This window comes from Pseudomonas sp. E1MeOHC2 (assembly GCF_058745025.1).
Genome location: NZ_CP196675.1, coordinates 4,529,689 through 4,544,066 on the forward strand (window position 1 = coordinate 4,529,689; position 14,378 = coordinate 4,544,066).

General features: G+C 63.6%; 14 protein-coding genes. 6 read left to right on the forward strand and 8 right to left on the reverse strand.

Annotated features, from left to right (window positions below):
• Position 1: 1 nt before the first annotated feature.
• From hpaH to ACSSU5_RS20575, 7 genes are all read right to left on the reverse strand, one after another.
• Complete coding sequence (gene hpaH, locus ACSSU5_RS20545) at positions 2-805, reverse strand: 2-oxo-hept-4-ene-1,7-dioate hydratase (protein ID WP_492559657.1); 804 nt, start codon at positions 803-805, stop codon at positions 2-4.
• A 17-nt stretch (positions 806-822) separates the two neighbouring features.
• Positions 823-2,130, reverse strand: a complete 1,308-nt coding sequence (locus ACSSU5_RS20550) for an MFS transporter (protein ID WP_492559658.1) — start codon at positions 2,128-2,130, stop codon at positions 823-825.
• A gap of 44 nt (positions 2,131-2,174) precedes the next feature.
• On the reverse strand, positions 2,175-2,585 hold the full coding sequence (locus tag ACSSU5_RS20555; RefSeq protein WP_492559659.1) for a 5-carboxymethyl-2-hydroxymuconate isomerase: 411 nt from the start codon (positions 2,583-2,585) through the stop codon (positions 2,175-2,177).
• 59 nt (positions 2,586-2,644) lie between these two features.
• Positions 2,645-3,568, reverse strand: a complete 924-nt coding sequence (gene hpaD / locus ACSSU5_RS20560; protein ID WP_264313840.1) for a 3,4-dihydroxyphenylacetate 2,3-dioxygenase — start codon at positions 3,566-3,568, stop codon at positions 2,645-2,647.
• Positions 3,569-3,758: 190 nt separating this feature from the next.
• A complete protein-coding gene (gene hpaE / locus ACSSU5_RS20565; protein WP_264313940.1) occupies positions 3,759-5,219 on the reverse strand; it encodes a 5-carboxymethyl-2-hydroxymuconate semialdehyde dehydrogenase in 1,461 nt (486 codons plus the stop codon).
• A 5-nt stretch (positions 5,220-5,224) separates the two neighbouring features.
• The gene (locus tag ACSSU5_RS20570) at positions 5,225-5,989 is read right to left on the reverse strand and encodes a fumarylacetoacetate hydrolase family protein (protein ID WP_264313839.1); all 765 of its coding nucleotides are present in this window, start codon (positions 5,987-5,989) and stop codon (positions 5,225-5,227) included.
• Positions 5,990-6,000: 11 nt separating this feature from the next.
• Positions 6,001-6,660: a fumarylacetoacetate hydrolase family protein gene (locus ACSSU5_RS20575; RefSeq protein ID WP_264313838.1), complete on the reverse strand. Its 660-nt coding sequence runs from the start codon at positions 6,658-6,660 to the stop codon at positions 6,001-6,003.
• Between the two features lie 172 nt (positions 6,661-6,832).
• Between ACSSU5_RS20575 and hpaA the strand changes: the two genes are divergently transcribed.
• Together hpaA and hpaR are read left to right on the forward strand one after the other, a co-directional pair.
• Entirely contained in the window at positions 6,833-7,738 is a 906-nt protein-coding gene (gene hpaA / locus ACSSU5_RS20580; protein WP_492559660.1) for a 4-hydroxyphenylacetate catabolism regulatory protein HpaA, read from the forward strand.
• Positions 7,739-7,913: 175 nt separating this feature from the next.
• Entirely contained in the window at positions 7,914-8,336 is a 423-nt protein-coding gene (gene hpaR / locus ACSSU5_RS20585; RefSeq protein WP_492559661.1) for a homoprotocatechuate degradation operon regulator HpaR, read from the forward strand.
• Between the two features lie 52 nt (positions 8,337-8,388).
• Here the strand turns inward: hpaR and ACSSU5_RS20590 are convergent, their stop codons facing one another.
• Positions 8,389-9,477 (reverse strand): asparaginase, encoded by a 1,089-nt coding sequence (locus ACSSU5_RS20590; protein WP_492559662.1) that lies wholly within the window; start codon positions 9,475-9,477, stop codon positions 8,389-8,391.
• Between the two features lie 343 nt (positions 9,478-9,820).
• On the opposite strand from ACSSU5_RS20590, the gene ACSSU5_RS20595 reads away from it, so the two are divergent.
• The 4 genes from ACSSU5_RS20595 to ACSSU5_RS20610 are packed head-to-tail and all read left to right on the forward strand — an operon-like array spanning position 9,821 to position 14,370.
• Positions 9,821-10,777 carry a sugar ABC transporter substrate-binding protein gene (locus tag ACSSU5_RS20595; protein WP_264313834.1) on the forward strand — a complete coding sequence of 319 codons (957 nt, stop codon included), beginning with the start codon at positions 9,821-9,823 and terminating at the stop codon, positions 10,775-10,777.
• Positions 10,778-10,797: 20 nt separating this feature from the next.
• Positions 10,798-12,351, forward strand: coding sequence for a sugar ABC transporter ATP-binding protein (locus ACSSU5_RS20600; RefSeq protein ID WP_492559663.1), 1,554 nt, complete (start codon positions 10,798-10,800; stop codon positions 12,349-12,351).
• A complete protein-coding gene (locus ACSSU5_RS20605; protein ID WP_264313832.1) occupies positions 12,348-13,343 on the forward strand; it encodes an ABC transporter permease in 996 nt (331 codons plus the stop codon). Before ACSSU5_RS20600 ends, ACSSU5_RS20605 begins: the two co-directional genes overlap by 4 nt.
• Before the next feature lie 4 nt (positions 13,344-13,347).
• The gene (locus ACSSU5_RS20610) at positions 13,348-14,370 is read left to right on the forward strand and encodes a LacI family DNA-binding transcriptional regulator (protein ID WP_264313831.1); all 1,023 of its coding nucleotides are present in this window, start codon (positions 13,348-13,350) and stop codon (positions 14,368-14,370) included.
• The last annotated feature ends 8 nt before the right edge of the window (positions 14,371-14,378 follow it).

The window sequence follows — 14,378 nt, forward strand, 5'->3', positions numbered from 1 at the left end:
CTCAAACGAAACGGCAGGCAATCGAGCCGAGCAGGTCGTAGTCGACGTGGAAGGTGTCGCCAGGCCGTGCGGCCACCGGGCGCGTGAAGGAGCCGCCAAGGATGATCTGGCCCGGCTGCAGTGTGACGTCATGCGCGGCCAGCTTGTTGGCCAGCCAGGCGACACCCTTGGCCGGGTGGTTGAGCACCGCGGCGCTGACCCCGGACTCTTCGATCACGCCGTTGCGGTAGAGCACGGCCGGTACCTTGCGCAGGTCGATCTCGGTGGGGCGCACGGCGCGCCCGCCCATGACCACGCCCGCGTTGGCGGCGTTGTCGGAAATGGTGTCGAACACCTTGCGCGTGGCCTGAGTCTGCGGGTCGACCTGCTGAATGCGTGCGTCGATGATTTCCAGCGCAGGGATGACCCATTCGGTGGCGTCCAGCACATCGAACACCGTGACATTGGGGCCTTTGAGCGGCTTGCCGAGAATAAAGGCCAACTCCACTTCGACGCGCGGCACGATAAACCGCTCGAAGGGAATGTCGCTGCCTTCATCGAACAGCATGTCGTCCAGCAGCGCGCCGTAGTCTGGCTCGGTGATGTTCGAAGACACCTGCATGGCGCGGGAGGTCAGGCCGATCTTGTGGCCGACCAGCTTGCGCCCGGCTGCAATCTTCTTGGCGACCCAGGCGCGCTGGATGGCGTAGGCATCTTCGATGGTGATAGCCGGTTGGTCGAGCGAAAACTGGCGCACCTGTTCGCGAGTGCGCTCGGCCTGGTCGAGCCGCTCGGCAGCCTGTTGGATGAAAGCGTTATCAAGCATGGTCAGAGTCTCAGGGTTCAAGGGTTGACGATGGCGGCGCGAGTGCGCAGCACCAGCAAGCCGCCGAGGGTGATGAGCGCGGCGAGCACATACAGCGCAAGGCTGGCGCTTTGGGTGGTGTCGCGAACCCAGCCGATGAAGTAGGGCGTGGCGAACGAGGCGATGCTGCCCAGCGAGCTGATCAGGGCGATGCCGGCTGCCTGGGTACGGCCATTGAGAAAGGCCGGTGGCAGTTGCCAGAACATCGGCAAGGCAGCGCTTGCGCCCATACCTGCCAGCACCAGGCCGGCCAGCACGGGCAGCGCCTGGTGGGGCGCAAGGGCGGCGATCGCGATCCCGGCCGCCGCCATCAACAGCGGCACGCAGAGGTGCCAACGGCGTTCGCGATGGCGATCGGACGAGCGTCCGCAGGCGAGCATGAACACGCAGCCGGCCAAGTACGGCACCGCGCTGAGCAGGCCGACACTGGCGTCGCTGCCGATGCCGGCGGTATGGATCAGGCTGGGCATCCAGAACGCCAAGGTGTTCACCGCCAGCATCACCGCGCAGTACACCGCCACCAGCAGCCACACCGCAGGGCTTGCAACGATACCGGCGAACGACGTGACCGATTTGCGTTGTTCTTCCTGGCCGAACTGGGCGCGCAGGGCGGCTTTTTGTTGCGCATCGAGCCAGGCAACCTGCTCGAAGCGTTCCGGCAGGACGGCCAGCACGACCAGGCCGAGCACGATGACCGGTGCGCCTTCGATCAGGAACATCCATTGCCAGCCACGCAGGCCCGCGGCGTCATGCATGAAGGCCAGAATGCCGCCCGACAGCGGCCCGCCAACCACGCCTGCCAGCGGCACGGCAATGGCGAACAATGCAGTGATCTGCGCCCGGCGGCCTGCCGGGTACCAGCGATTGAGGTACACCAGAATGCCTGGGAAGAACCCGGCCTCGGCCGCGCCCAGTGCGAAGCGCAGCAGGTAGAACGCGCTGCTGCTCTCGATCAGCAGCATGCTGGTCGACAGTGCACCCCACACCACCATCAGGCTGGCGATCCAGCGGCGTGGGCCGAAGCGGTCGAGCATCAGGTTGCTCGGCACGCCGAACAGCGCGTAGGCAATAAAGAACAGCCCGGCGCCCAGCCCGTAGACCGTATCGGACAGGTGCAGGTCCTGGCTCATCTGCATCTTGGCGAAGCCGATGTTGATGCGGTCCAGGTGGGCGAACAGGTAGCACACCAGCAGCAACGGCATCAGCCGCCAGGTGACGGCCCGGTGTGTACTGTCGAGGAGTGTGGCTTGCGCCGTGGTGCGCGAGGCATGCTCTAGTGTGCTCATATTCTTGTACTTATTGTGGGATGAGGCGGTGAAAGGTGCCGGCCTCAGGCCGGCTTGTTGAACAGCGGGTGCAGGGTGCTGTGCTTGGCGTCGTAGACCTGCGCGTTGCTCTCGTCGATCTGCAGGGTGATGCCGATCGGGCGTTGCTGGAGCAGCGCGTCCAGCTGCTGTTTGAGCACGTGCAACAGGCTGTCGCCGACTGCCTTGTGAACGTCAGCGGGGCGGCCACTGCCCATGCGCAGGTTGGCGTACAAAAAACCGTAGTCGCCGTTGCCATCGGCCACCGCGCAGTGCGCGGCGGGGTAGGCCAGCACGCGGGTACCGCCGGTGGGGAACACCGCTTTGCCGGCGGCATCGCGCTGTTCGAGCATGGTGTCGGCCAGGGCGCGGCACAGGCCTGGGATGTCGGCGTCGGTTTCAAGGTCTGGGGTGTAGAGCAGAACCAGGTGTGGCATGAAGGGCATCCTCGTAGCTGAAGCGCCTGGCCGCCCGGCAGAGCGGCCAGGCAGCGGGATCACAGGCGGCTGGTGGACACCACGGCTGCCGGGTTGGCGGCCTGCGCAGCGGGAATGGCAGCGCCATCCTGCGGGGTGACCGGGAAGATCGCGTTGATCTGGCCGGTGCCCGACGAGCCGAAATACGGCGTTACCACGTCGGCCTTGCCGTCATACTTCGACCAGCCCAGGGCACCGAGCAGCATCGCGGTGTCATGCATGAATCCCTCGCCGTGGCCCTTGGCGGCGTATTCCGGGAGCATGCCGCAGAACGCCTCCCATTCCCCGTTCTCCCACATCTGCACCACGCGGTGGTCCAGGGTTTCCAGGAACGGGCTCCACACTTTGGTGGCGAATTCCGGCGCCTGGCCGTTCTGGGCGAAGCGGTGTGACAGCGAGCCGCTGGCCAGGAACGCCACGGTGCCGTCGTAGTGATCTTCCACCGCCTTGCGCATGGCCCAGCCGAGGCGGGCGCTGTCGGCCAGGTAGTGGGAGGTGCACAGCGCCGAGACCGAGACCACTTTGAAGTGCTGGTCCTGGTTCATGTAGCGCATCGGTACCAGGGTGCCGTATTCCGGGCCCAGGGTGGTGGCGTGGTGGGCCATGGTCTCGACGTTGAAGCGGTTGCACTCTGCTGCCAGCAACTGCCCGAGCGCGGTGTTGCCCGGGAACTCGTATTCCATGTTGCTGATGAAGTGCGGCAGTTCGTTGCTGGTGTAGACGCCCTTGAAATGCGGGCCGCAGAGCACGTGGTAGTTGGCGTTGACCAACCAGTGAGTGTCGAACACGACAATGGTGTCGACGCCGAGCTCACGGCAGCGTCGGCTGATCTCGTAGTGCCCGTCGATGGCAGCTTGCCGAAAGCCCTGGCGCGGGCCAGGCAGCTCGGACAGGTACATGGACGGTACATGGGTAATCTTGGCAGCGAGAGCGAGTTTGCCCATGGAAATCTCCGGTAAGAGGATGTTGTTATGGTGTAGGAGCAAACGACTTGCTCAAGACTTCGAAGCCTGCGCAACCCCTGTGGGAGCGGGCTTGCCCCGCGAACACGGGCGAAGCCCGTGCCATTCACCGTGGTGCCTGCTTCGCGGGCAAGCCCGCTCCCACAGGGTTACCCGCTCGATCGAGACGGCTTTATACACCCCAGCGCGGTATGTGGTGGCTGCCCATGGAAATGCACACGTTCTTGATCTCGGCGAACACTTCGAAGCTGTATTGCCCGCCTTCGCGCCCGGTGCCGGAGCCTTTGACGCCGCCGAAGGGCTGGCGCAGGTCACGCACGTTCTGGCTGTTGATGAAGACCATGCCGGCTTCGATGCCGCGTGCCAGGCGGTGGGCCTTGCCGATGTCCTGGGTCCAGATGTACGAGGCCAGGCCGTATTCGGTGTCGTTGGCCAGTTGCAGCGCTTGGGCCTCGTCCTTGAACGGGATCAGGCACGCCACGGGGCCGAAGATTTCTTCCTGGGCGATGCGCATGCTGTTGTTGACGTCGGCGAACACAGTGGGCTGGATGAACTGCCCTTTGGCCAGGTGCGCAGGCAGGTTGGCTGGGCGCTCCAGGCCGCCTGCGACCAGGCGCGCACCTTCTTCGATGCCGATGCGGATGTAGCCGGTGACCTTGTCGTAGTGCTGCTGGGTGATCATCGAGCCGACTTGCGTTTTCGGGTCGGTCGGGTCACCGACGATCAGGCGTTTGGCACGTGCGGCGAACTCGGCCACGAACTGCGGGTACACGCTTTCCTGGATGAAGATGCGGCTGCCGGCGGTGCAGCGTTCGCCGTTGAGCGAGAAGATGGTGAACAAGGCCGCGTCCAGGGCGCGCTCAAGGTCGGCATCCTCGAAGATCACGACTGGCGACTTGCCGCCCAGTTCCATCGAGTACTTTTTAAGGCCTGCGGTCTGCATGATTTTCTTGCCGGTGGCGGTGCCGCCGGTGAACGAAATCGCGCGCACATCGGGGTGACGTACCAGCGCATCGCCGGCGGTGGCGCCATAGCCCTGGATCACGTTGAGCACGCCATTGGGGATGCCGGCTTCAACGGCAAGGCGCCCCAGTTCATTGGCGGTCAACGGCGACAGTTCGCTCATCTTCAGCACCGCAGTATTGCCCAGCGCCAGGCACGGTGCGGTCTTCCAGGTGGCGGTCATGAACGGCACGTTCCACGGCGAGACCAGGCCGCATACACCGACCGGCTGGTACAGGGTGTAGTTGAGCATCTGGTCATCGACCGGGTAGGTGTGGCCGTCCATGCGTGTGCACACTTCGGCGAAGAAGTCGAAGTTGTGCGAGGCACGTGGGATCAGCACGTTCTTGGTCTGGTGGATCGGCAGCCCGGTGTCGAGGGTTTCCAGCTCGGCCAGTTTCGGCACGTTCTGGTCGATCAACTCGCCCAGCTTGCGCATCAGGCGGGCACGCTCCTTGGCTGGGGTGTTGGCCCATTTGGGGAAGGCTTCCTTGGCCGCCGCAACGGCCTGGGCGACTTCCTCGGCACCGCCGCTGGCGACTTCGCAAATGGCATCGCCGGTGGCCGGGTTGTAGTTGACGAAGGTGTCTTTGCTCTCGACCTCACGGCCGTTGATCCAGTGCTTGATCATGCTGCTCATGCCTTGTTGTTCTTGAAGAAGTCAGCTTCGCTGACGATGCGGTTGACCAGGCGGCCGACGCCTTCGACTTCCACCACCACTTCATCGCCCGGCACCACGTCGGCCAGGCCTTCTGGGGTGCCGGTGGCGATCATGTCGCCCGGTTGTAGGGTCATGAAGCTGGAGAAGTATTCGATCAGGTAGGGGATGTCGAAGATCATGTCCGAGGTGCTGCCTTCCTGTTTCAGCTCACCGTTGATCCAGGTGCGCAGCTTCAGGTTGGACGGGTCTGGCACGTCGGCCGCATCGACGATCCACGGGCCGACCGGGGTGGTGGCGTCGCGGTTTTTCACCCGCAGGTTGGGGCGGTAGTAGTTTTCCAGGTAGTCGCGGATGGCGTAGTCGTTGCACACGGTGTAGCCGGCCAGGTACTTAAGGGCATCCTCGCGCTTGACGTTGCGCGCCTGCTTGCCGATCACCGCTACCAGCTCGCACTCGTAATGCATGTAGGCAACGTTGTCCGGGCGCCAGGTGACTTGCTTGTGGCCGGTGTAGGTGCCCGGCGACTTGATGAACGCCAGCGGCTCGGTGGGCGGCGAGAAGGCAAGCTCTGCGGCGTGGTCGGCATAGTTCAGGCCCAGGGCGAACATGCTGCCGGTGGCCGGTGGCAGCCAGGTCACCTGGTCTTCATGCACCAGGCGGCCGTCGGCCAGGCGCAGGTGATCGTCTTCGACGGTGACGTTGTGGACCTGGCCGTCGAACTGGATACGGGCGTGTTTCACGGGTGCAATCCTCATTCGGCGACGATGTGGTTGGTCAGTTTGCCCAGGCCGTCGATCTCGACCTCGACGCGATCCCCAGGCTGGACATCGACGCGCCCCTCGGGGGTGCCGGTGATCAGAATGTCGCCTGCATGCAGGGTCATGAATTCGCTGATTTCGGCGATCAGCTGGGCAACCGTGCGCACGCAGTTGGCGGTGGTGTTTTGCTGGCGCAGTTCACCGTTGACCCACAGGCGCAGGCCCAGGGCGTCCGGGTTTGCCACCTTGGCGGCCGGTACCAGTTCGGGGCCGACCGGGCAGAAGCCATCGCGGCACTTGGCCTTGACCGCAGGGCGGTAGTAGCTGGCCTCGGGCAGGCTGACTTCGTTGACGATGGTGTAGCCCGCCACGTAGTCCAGCGCGTCTTCGGCCCTGACCCGGCTGGCGTCCTTGCCGATCACCACACCCAGGGCTGGGCCCGGTTGCAGGCGCTCGACACCGGCCGGGAACACTACGTTGCCCTCATGGTGGTTGCGGGTGTTGGGCGTCTTGACGAACAGCACCGGCTTGACGGGCGGTTGCTTGTAGGGCGCTTCGTGAAACGCCGCTTCGTGCTGCTGCAGCAGACCCTGGTAGTTCAGCGCAACGCCGAACAGGGTGCCGGTCGCAACGTCATGCAGGGCATGGCTCATGCTTTTCTCCAGGCGGTGCAGGGCGGTGGTCGTCCTGCCGAGATTGTTAACGTGTTAATGTTATAGTTAATATGTTAACGAAGGTCAAGGCTTCAGCCAGTGGTATCTGCCGGACAGCCGGGGCACCATGGGTGAACGTCAACACGGTCAAGCGATTTGCGGGTAAGCAGCCATGAGCGATCGGCATCCCATTCCGAACATCAACATCGGCCAGGTCTACGACCAGCGCTACAGTGACAGCGAGGTGCATTACGACCGCCTGGGCAACCTTGCCGGGTTTTTCGGGCGCAACATGCCCGTGCACCGGCACGACCGGTTTTTTCAGGTGCATTACGTCAAATCCGGCACGGTGCGGGTGTACCTCGATGATCAGCAGTACATCGAGTCCGGGCCGATGTTTTTCCTGACGCCGCCGACGGTGGCACATGCCTTCGTCACCGAAGCTGACAGTGACGGGCATGTGCTGACGGTGCGCCAGCAACTGGTTTGGCAGCTGATCGAAGCGGACGCCAGCCTGCTGCCGGCGGGAGTGCAGGTGCGGCCTGCCTGCGTTGCCCTGGCCAATGTGCCGGCCGAGTACAAGGCCGAGGCGCGCCGCCTCGAACGCTGGCTGGACGCGCTCAGCGATGAATTTGCCACCCCCCATCCGGGGCGGGATGCGGCGCTGCAGTCGTTGACTCGGCTGATCATGATCAGCTTGCTGCGGCTGTGCCCCAACTCGCTGGAATCCACGCCCGCAAGGCATGAAGACCTGAAGATATTCCATCGCTTCAACGCACTGATCGAGGCGCACTATCTTGAGCACTGGCCCCTGGCGCGCTACGCGCTGCAGATCGGCGTGACTGAGGCGCGGCTCAACGATGTTTGTCGGCGCATCGCCGATTTGCCTTCCAAGCGCCTGGTGCTTGAACGGTTGATGCAGGAAGCCAAGCGTCTGCTGTTGTTTTCCGGCAGTACGGCCAATGAAATCTGCTACCAGCTTGGCTTCAAGGACCCGGCCTATTTCAGTCGGTTCTTCAACCGTTACGCCAAGCTCACGCCGGGCGAATACCGGCAGCGGCAAGCGCAGTTGCAATGATGTGGCCACGTGGGGTCGCCCGGATCGCGTCGTTGTTGTTTGATCCGGATGGTCGCAGCTTGCCCATTGGCCTTGAATGCGTTTTCCATGGAAGAGCTTGCACTTTCCAGGCGACTTGTCCCTTTTCGCCTATGCCCCTAATCTTGCCCGCTGTATCCCTGACACAGGCGCCACCATGACCAAGACGCAACCCTCGCTGACGCTGAGCCTGCTGCAGGCCAGAGAGGCCGCGATGGCATTTTTCCGGCCGTTGCTGAACGAACATGACCTGACCGAGCAACAGTGGCGCGTCATCCGTATTCTTAGCCAGCAGGGTGAGTTGGAAAGCTACCAGCTCGCGCACCTGGCCTGCATCCTCAAGCCGAGCATGACCGGGGTGTTGAGCCGTCTGGAACGCGACGGCCTGGTGCACCGGCAGAAGGCCGCGCAGGACGCGCGGCGCGTTTTCGTCACCCTCACCGAGCGCGGCGAGGCCTGTTTCGAGTCGATGCGCGAGGGGATGGAGGCCAACTACCGCAAGATCCAGGCCCAGTTCGGCGAAGCCAAGCTGGAGCAACTGATGGGCTTGTTGAATGAGCTCAAGCGCATCGCGCCGTAGGCCTGGCTGAAGGGGAGGGCCGGTGCAGCGGCTGCACCGGCCTTGGCGTTACTCAGTATTCCCAGAAGATCCGCTGCAGCTCTTTGCTGTCCTGGGTCTTGGTCATGGCGACCATGGCCAGGATGCGGGCTTTCTGCGGGTTCAGGTCATGGGCCACGACCCAGTCGTTCTTGTCGTCAGGTTGCTCGGCATTACGCAGCACGAAACCGCCCTGGTTGACGTGGGACGAACGGATGATCTGCACGCCGTTCTTGCGCAGCTCCTGCAGCGCCGGCACCACCCGCGACGACACCGAACCGTTGCCGGTACCGGCATGGATGATTGCCTTGGCGCCGTTTTGCGCCAGCGCCTTGTAGGCGGTGTCGGTCACGTTGCCGTAGCCGTAAGCGATGTCCACGGCAGGCAGGCTGCTGATTTGCTTGATGTCGAATTCCGAATTGACCGTATGGCGCTTGGCAGGCAGGCGGAACCAGTAGGATTTGCCTTCCACCACCATGCCCATCGGGCCCCAGGCGCTCTTGAACGCTTCGGTCTTGATGTTGACCGACTTGCTGACATCACGGCCAGACTGGATCTCATCGTTCATGGTCACCAGGACGCCTTTGCCACGCGACTGCTTGTCGCTGGCCACGGCCACGGCGTTGTACAGGTTGAGCATGCCATCGGCGGACATCGCGGTGCCCGGGCGCATCGAGCCGACCACCACGATTGGCTTGTCGGTTTTTTCCACCAGGTTGAGGAAGAAGGCGGTCTCTTCCAGGGTGTCGGTGCCGTGGGTGATGACGATGCCATCGACGTCGTTGCTGTCGGCCAGTTCGGCGACGCGCTTGCCCAGCTTCAGCAGGTCTTCGTTGGTGATGCTCTCGGAGGCGATCTGCATCACCTGTTCACCGCGCACGTTGGCCAGGTCGGCCAGCTCGGGCACACCGGCGATGAGCTTGTCGACGCCCAGTTTGGCCGCTTGGTAAGTGGCGCTGTTGGCCGCGCTGGCGCCCGCGCCGGCAATGGTACCGCCGGTAGCGAGGATGACCACGTTGGCCAGCTTCTGTTGGGTTTCGGCTTCTTTGGCGGAAGCAGCGGTCGGCAGGATCAGCAGCAGCGCGAGTGCGCTGGGAGCGAAGGATTTAAGTGCAGCATTCATAGTTATTGTTCTCTCTTCTTATTGAGGCGATTGCTGTATCGCACAAGAAACAACGCATGTTTCGTACCATCCCTGGCTAGAGCCAGTATTTGCCTGCGCAACCCTGCATCTGTGGGAGCGGGCTTGCCCGCGATGGGGCGCGCAGCGGCCCTATTCATTCGGAATCCCGAACAAGCATAGGAAAACCTGTTCGGTTTTTCGGAAAAATTCCGGATAATCTGCGCCAGGCGTGACTCGCCCTTAACAGCCAAACGGATTTGACAAAACCAGGTCCTGTTTCCATAGTGAGTCAACGCAAACGTTTGCGATCCGATAAAAAACACAAGATTCGGAGTCATCGTCCATGAAACTGCCGTTCCCCGGTCGTCTGCTGGCCCTCGCTGTCGTCTCGTCACTTTCCCTGGCCCTGCCGCTCAGTGCTGCGCACGCTGAAGAAAAGCCCAAAGTCGCCCTGGTGATGAAGTCCCTGGCCAACGAATTCTTCCGCACCATGGAAGATGGCGCTAAGGATTACCAAAAAAGCCACGCCAATGATTTCGACCTGATCGCCAACGGCATCAAGAACGAAACCGACACCGGCGAGCAGATTCGCATTGTCGAGCAGATGGTCAACGCCGGGGCCAAGGCCCTGGTGATTGCGCCGGCGGACTCCAAGGCCCTGGTTTCAGCCGTTAAAAAAGCCATGGACCAAGGCGTGGTGGTGATCAACATCGACAACCGCCTGGATCCAGCGCTGCTCAAGAGCAAAGGCATCAGCGTACCCTTCGTAGGCCCCGACAACCGCAAAGGCGCACGCCTGGTGGGCGACTACCTGGCCAATGAAAAACTCAAGGCCGGTGACCAGGTCGGCATCATTGAAGGCGTGCCGACCACCACCAACGCCCAGCAGCGCACCGCCGGCTTCAAGGACGCCATGGAGGCCGCGCAGATGAAGATCGTTTCGGTGCAGTCCGGCAATTGGGAAATCGACAAAGGCAACGCTGTCGCCGCTTCCATGCTCAACGAATACCCCGAGCTCAAAGCCCTGCTGGCCGGTAACGACAGCATGGCCCTGGGCGCCGTTTCGGCTGTGCGTGCAGCGGGCAAGGCCGGCCAGGTGCAAGTGGTCGGTTACGACAACATCAATGCCATCAAACCGATGCTCAAGGATGGCCGCGTGCTCGCCACCCTCGATCAGGCCGCCAGCCAGCAGGCGGTGTACGGTATCCAGGCGGCGCTGAAGATGATCAACGGCGAGAAGCCCGATGTGGATGCCGACAACGTCATCCAGACCCCGGTCCAGCTCATCACCCAGCCCTGATAGCCCCAGGAGAGAGGGCCATGCCTGCAACGGCCAATGAAGTGGTGCTCGCCGCCAGTGGGCTAGGCAAGACCTACGCCCAGCCGGTGCTCGGTGATGTCGGCCTGAGCCTGCGCGCCGGTGAGGTGCTGGCCCTGACGGGTGAAAACGGCGCCGGCAAGAGCACGTTGTCCAAGCTCATCAGTGGCCTGGAGGTGCCCACCACCGGGCACATGACCTACCGCGGCCAGGCCTACGCGCCCGGCAGCCGTAGCGAGGCCGAGCGCCTCGGGGTGCGCATGGTCATGCAGGAGCTCAACCTGCTACCGACCCTGACCGTGGCCGAAAACCTGTTCCTCGACAACCTGCCCAGCCGCTTTGGCTGGATCAACCACAAACGCCTGCGCCAACTGGCCACCGCCGCCATGGCCCAGGTCGGTTTGGACGCCATCGACCCGGACACCCCGGTCGGCGAGTTGGGCATCGGCCATCAGCAGATGGTCGAGATCGCCCGCAACCTGATCGGCGATTGCCATGTGCTGATCTTCGACGAACCCACGGCGATGCTTACCGCCCGTGAGGTAGAGCTGCTGTTCACCCAGATCGAGCGCCTGCGTCAGCGCGGCGTGGCCATCGTGTACATCTCCCATCGCCTCGAAGAGCTGCAGCGCGTGGCCCAGCGCATCGTCGTGCTGCGCGATGGCAAGCTGGTGTGCGACGAGCCGATCCGGCGTTACCGCAGCACCGAGCTGGTCAACCTGATGGTCGGCCGCGAGCTGGGCGAGCACATCGACCTGGGCCGGCGCGAGATCGGCGCGCCGTTGCTGAAGGTCGACCGGCTTAGCCGTGGCGACAAGGTGCGTGAGGTGTCGTTCCAGGTCAGGGCAGGGGAGATCTTCGGTATTTCCGGGCTGATTGGCGCCGGCCGCACCGAGCTGCTGCGCCTGATTTACGGTGCCGACCGCGCCGACAGTGGCAGCATCGCGCTGGGCCAACCGCCACAGGCGGTGACGATCGATTCACCCAAAGCCGCCGTTAAAGCCGGTATCGCCCTGATCACCGAAGACCGTAAAGGCGAAGGCCTGCTGTTGACCCAGTCGATCAGCGCCAACATCGCCTTGGGCAACCTCGGGGCGGTATCGCGTGCCGGCGTGCTCGACGGCGAGGCTGAAAAAGCCCTGGCCGAACGCCAGATCCAGGCCATGCGCATCCGCAGCGCCGGCCCGCACCAGGCCGTGGGTGAACTGTCGGGCGGCAACCAGCAGAAGGTGGTGATCGGCCGCTGGCTGGAGCGTGATTGCCAGGTGCTGCTGTTCGATGAGCCAACCCGTGGCATCGACGTCGGCGCCAAGTTCGACATCTACGGTTTGCTGGCCGAACTGGCGCGCCAGGGCAAGGCCCTGGTGGTGGTGTCCAGCGACCTGCGCGAGTTGATGCTGATTTGCGACCGCATTGCCGTGCTCTCTGCCGGCCGCCTGATCGACACTTTCGATCGCGACCACTGGAGCCAGGACCAGCTGCTTGCTGCCGCCTTCGCCGGCTATCAGAAACGTGACGCACTGCTGCATGACGCAGCGCCCAGGACGGATGCATGAAAACCACTCCCCTCGACAGCCAAGGCGCCGCCCCCGTGCGCCGCAGTGGCACGTATTTCGGCCTGGGCACGTACCTGGGCCTGGCCGGCGCCTTGCTGGCAATGATTGTGCTGTTCTCGTTCCTCAGTAGCCACTTCTGGTCCTATGCCACCTTCAGCACGTTGGCCAACCAGATCCCCGACCTGATGGTGTTGGCAGTCGGCATGACCTTCGTGCTGATCATCGGCGGCATCGACCTGTCGGTTGGCTCGGTGCTGGCGCTGGCGGCCTCGACGGTCAGTGTGGCCATCCTCGGCTGGGGCTGGGGCGTGTTGCCTTCGGCGTTGCTCGGCATGGCCGTTGCGGCCCTGGCTGGCAGCATCACCGGGGGCGTCACCGTGGCCTGGCGTATCCCGTCATTCATTGTCTCGCTCGGTGTGCTGGAGATGGCCCGTGGCCTGGCCTACCAGTTCACCGACTCGCGCACCGCGTACATCGGCGATGCCTACGCCTGGTTCTCCAACCCGGTCGCGTTCGGCATCTCGCCGGCGTTCATCATCGCCTTGCTGGTGATCGTGTTGGCGCAACTGGTGCTGACCCGCACGGTGTTCGGCCGCTACCTGATCGGCATCGGCACCAACGAAGAGGCCGTGCGCCTGGCGGGCATCGACCCGCGCCCCTACAAAGTGCTGGTGTTCGCCCTGATGGGCTTGCTTGCCGGGCTGGCTGCGCTGTTCCAGATTTCGCGCCTGGAGGCTGCGGACCCCAATGCTGGGTCCGGCCTGGAGCTGCAGGTGATCGCCGCCGTGGTGATTGGCGGTACCAGCCTGATGGGCGGGCGCGGCTCGGTGATCAGCACCTTCTTTGGCGTGCTGATCATTTCGGTGCTGGCCGCGGGGCTGGCGCAGATCGGCGCATCTGAACCCACGAAACGCATCATCACCGGGGCGGTGATTGTCATCGCCGTGGTGCTCGACACTTACCGTAGCCGGCGTGCAGGCCGGCGGAACTGAAAACATGGCCACCATCAAAGACGTCGCGGCACTGGCGGGTATTTCCTACACCACCGTGTCCCATGTACTAAACAAGACCCGCCCTGTCAGTGAGCAGGTGCGGCTCAAAGTCGAGGCCGCCATTGTCGAGCTCGACTATGTACCCAGCGCGGTGGCGCGCTCGCTCAAGGCGCGCAGCACCGCCACCATCGGTTTGTTGGTGCCCAATAGCGTCAACCCGTATTTCGCCGAACTGGCGCGCGGCATCGAGGACGCCTGCGAGCGCAACGGCTATTGCGTGATCCTGTGCAACTCTGATGACAACCCGCAGAAGCAGCGCAGCTACCTGCGTGTGCTGCTGGAAAAGCGCATCGACGGCCTGGTGGTGGCGTCCGTGGGCGAAGACAGCGACCTGCTGCAAAGCCTGGCCTGCGTGCGCACGCCCATGGTTATTGTCGACCGCGAGCTGGAGGGGGTTGACGCCGATCTGGTGCGCATCGACCACGAACATGGCGCCTACCTCGCCACCCGGCACCTGCTGGAGCTTGGCCATCGCGACATCGCCTACATCGGCGGCCCCGCCGCGACTGGCGTCAGCCAACTGCGCCTGGCCGGTTTCCGTCGGGCCATGCGTGAGGCAGACGCAACAGTGCAACCAACCCGCGTGCTGCATTGCGACTTCACCAGCCCAGGCGGCCATGGTGCGGCGGCGCAGTTGCTCGATGGCGCCCGGCCTACGGCGATCTTCGCCGGTAACGACATGATCGGCTTTGGCGTGCTGCGTGCCGCCGCCGAGCGCAACATCAACGTGCCGGGCGAGCTGTCGGTGATCGGCTTCGACGACATCGAGCTCAGCCGCTACGTGTACCCGCCGTTGACCACCGTGGGCCAGTCGATCCGCGAGCTGGGCGAAAACGCCGCAGCACTGCTGCTCTCGCGCATCGCCACGCCCCGGCAAGGTTCGGCGGAACAACGCATCGTTGCCCCGCGCATCGTCCAGCGCGAGTCCACTGGGCCACGCCCGGACCTGTTCAATGATTACCGCTAAGGAATTCC

Excerpts from the sequence above, each read along its gene's own strand:
- hpaH (WP_492559657.1), bottom strand. The coding sequence starts at position 805 with ATGCTTGATAACGCTTTCATCCAACAGGCTGCCGAGCGGCTCGACCAG.
- ACSSU5_RS20550 (WP_492559658.1), bottom strand. The coding sequence starts at position 2,130 with ATGAGCACACTAGAGCATGCCTCGCGCACCACGGCGCAAGCCACACTC.
- ACSSU5_RS20555 (WP_492559659.1), bottom strand. The coding sequence starts at position 2,585 with ATGCCACACCTGGTTCTGCTCTACACCCCAGACCTTGAAACCGACGCC.
- hpaD (WP_264313840.1), bottom strand. The coding sequence starts at position 3,568 with ATGGGCAAACTCGCTCTCGCTGCCAAGATTACCCATGTACCGTCCATG.
- hpaE (WP_264313940.1), bottom strand. The coding sequence starts at position 5,219 with ATGATCAAGCACTGGATCAACGGCCGTGAGGTCGAGAGCAAAGACACC.
- ACSSU5_RS20575 (WP_264313838.1), bottom strand. The coding sequence starts at position 6,660 with ATGAGCCATGCCCTGCATGACGTTGCGACCGGCACCCTGTTCGGCGTT.
- hpaA (WP_492559660.1), top strand. The coding sequence starts at position 6,833 with ATGAGCGATCGGCATCCCATTCCGAACATCAACATCGGCCAGGTCTAC.
- hpaR (WP_492559661.1), top strand. The coding sequence starts at position 7,914 with ATGACCAAGACGCAACCCTCGCTGACGCTGAGCCTGCTGCAGGCCAGA.
- ACSSU5_RS20590 (WP_492559662.1), bottom strand. The coding sequence starts at position 9,477 with ATGAATGCTGCACTTAAATCCTTCGCTCCCAGCGCACTCGCGCTGCTG.
- ACSSU5_RS20595 (WP_264313834.1), top strand. The coding sequence starts at position 9,821 with ATGAAACTGCCGTTCCCCGGTCGTCTGCTGGCCCTCGCTGTCGTCTCG.
- ACSSU5_RS20600 (WP_492559663.1), top strand. The coding sequence starts at position 10,798 with ATGCCTGCAACGGCCAATGAAGTGGTGCTCGCCGCCAGTGGGCTAGGC.
- ACSSU5_RS20605 (WP_264313832.1), top strand. The coding sequence starts at position 12,348 with ATGAAAACCACTCCCCTCGACAGCCAAGGCGCCGCCCCCGTGCGCCGC.
- ACSSU5_RS20610 (WP_264313831.1), top strand. The coding sequence starts at position 13,348 with ATGGCCACCATCAAAGACGTCGCGGCACTGGCGGGTATTTCCTACACC.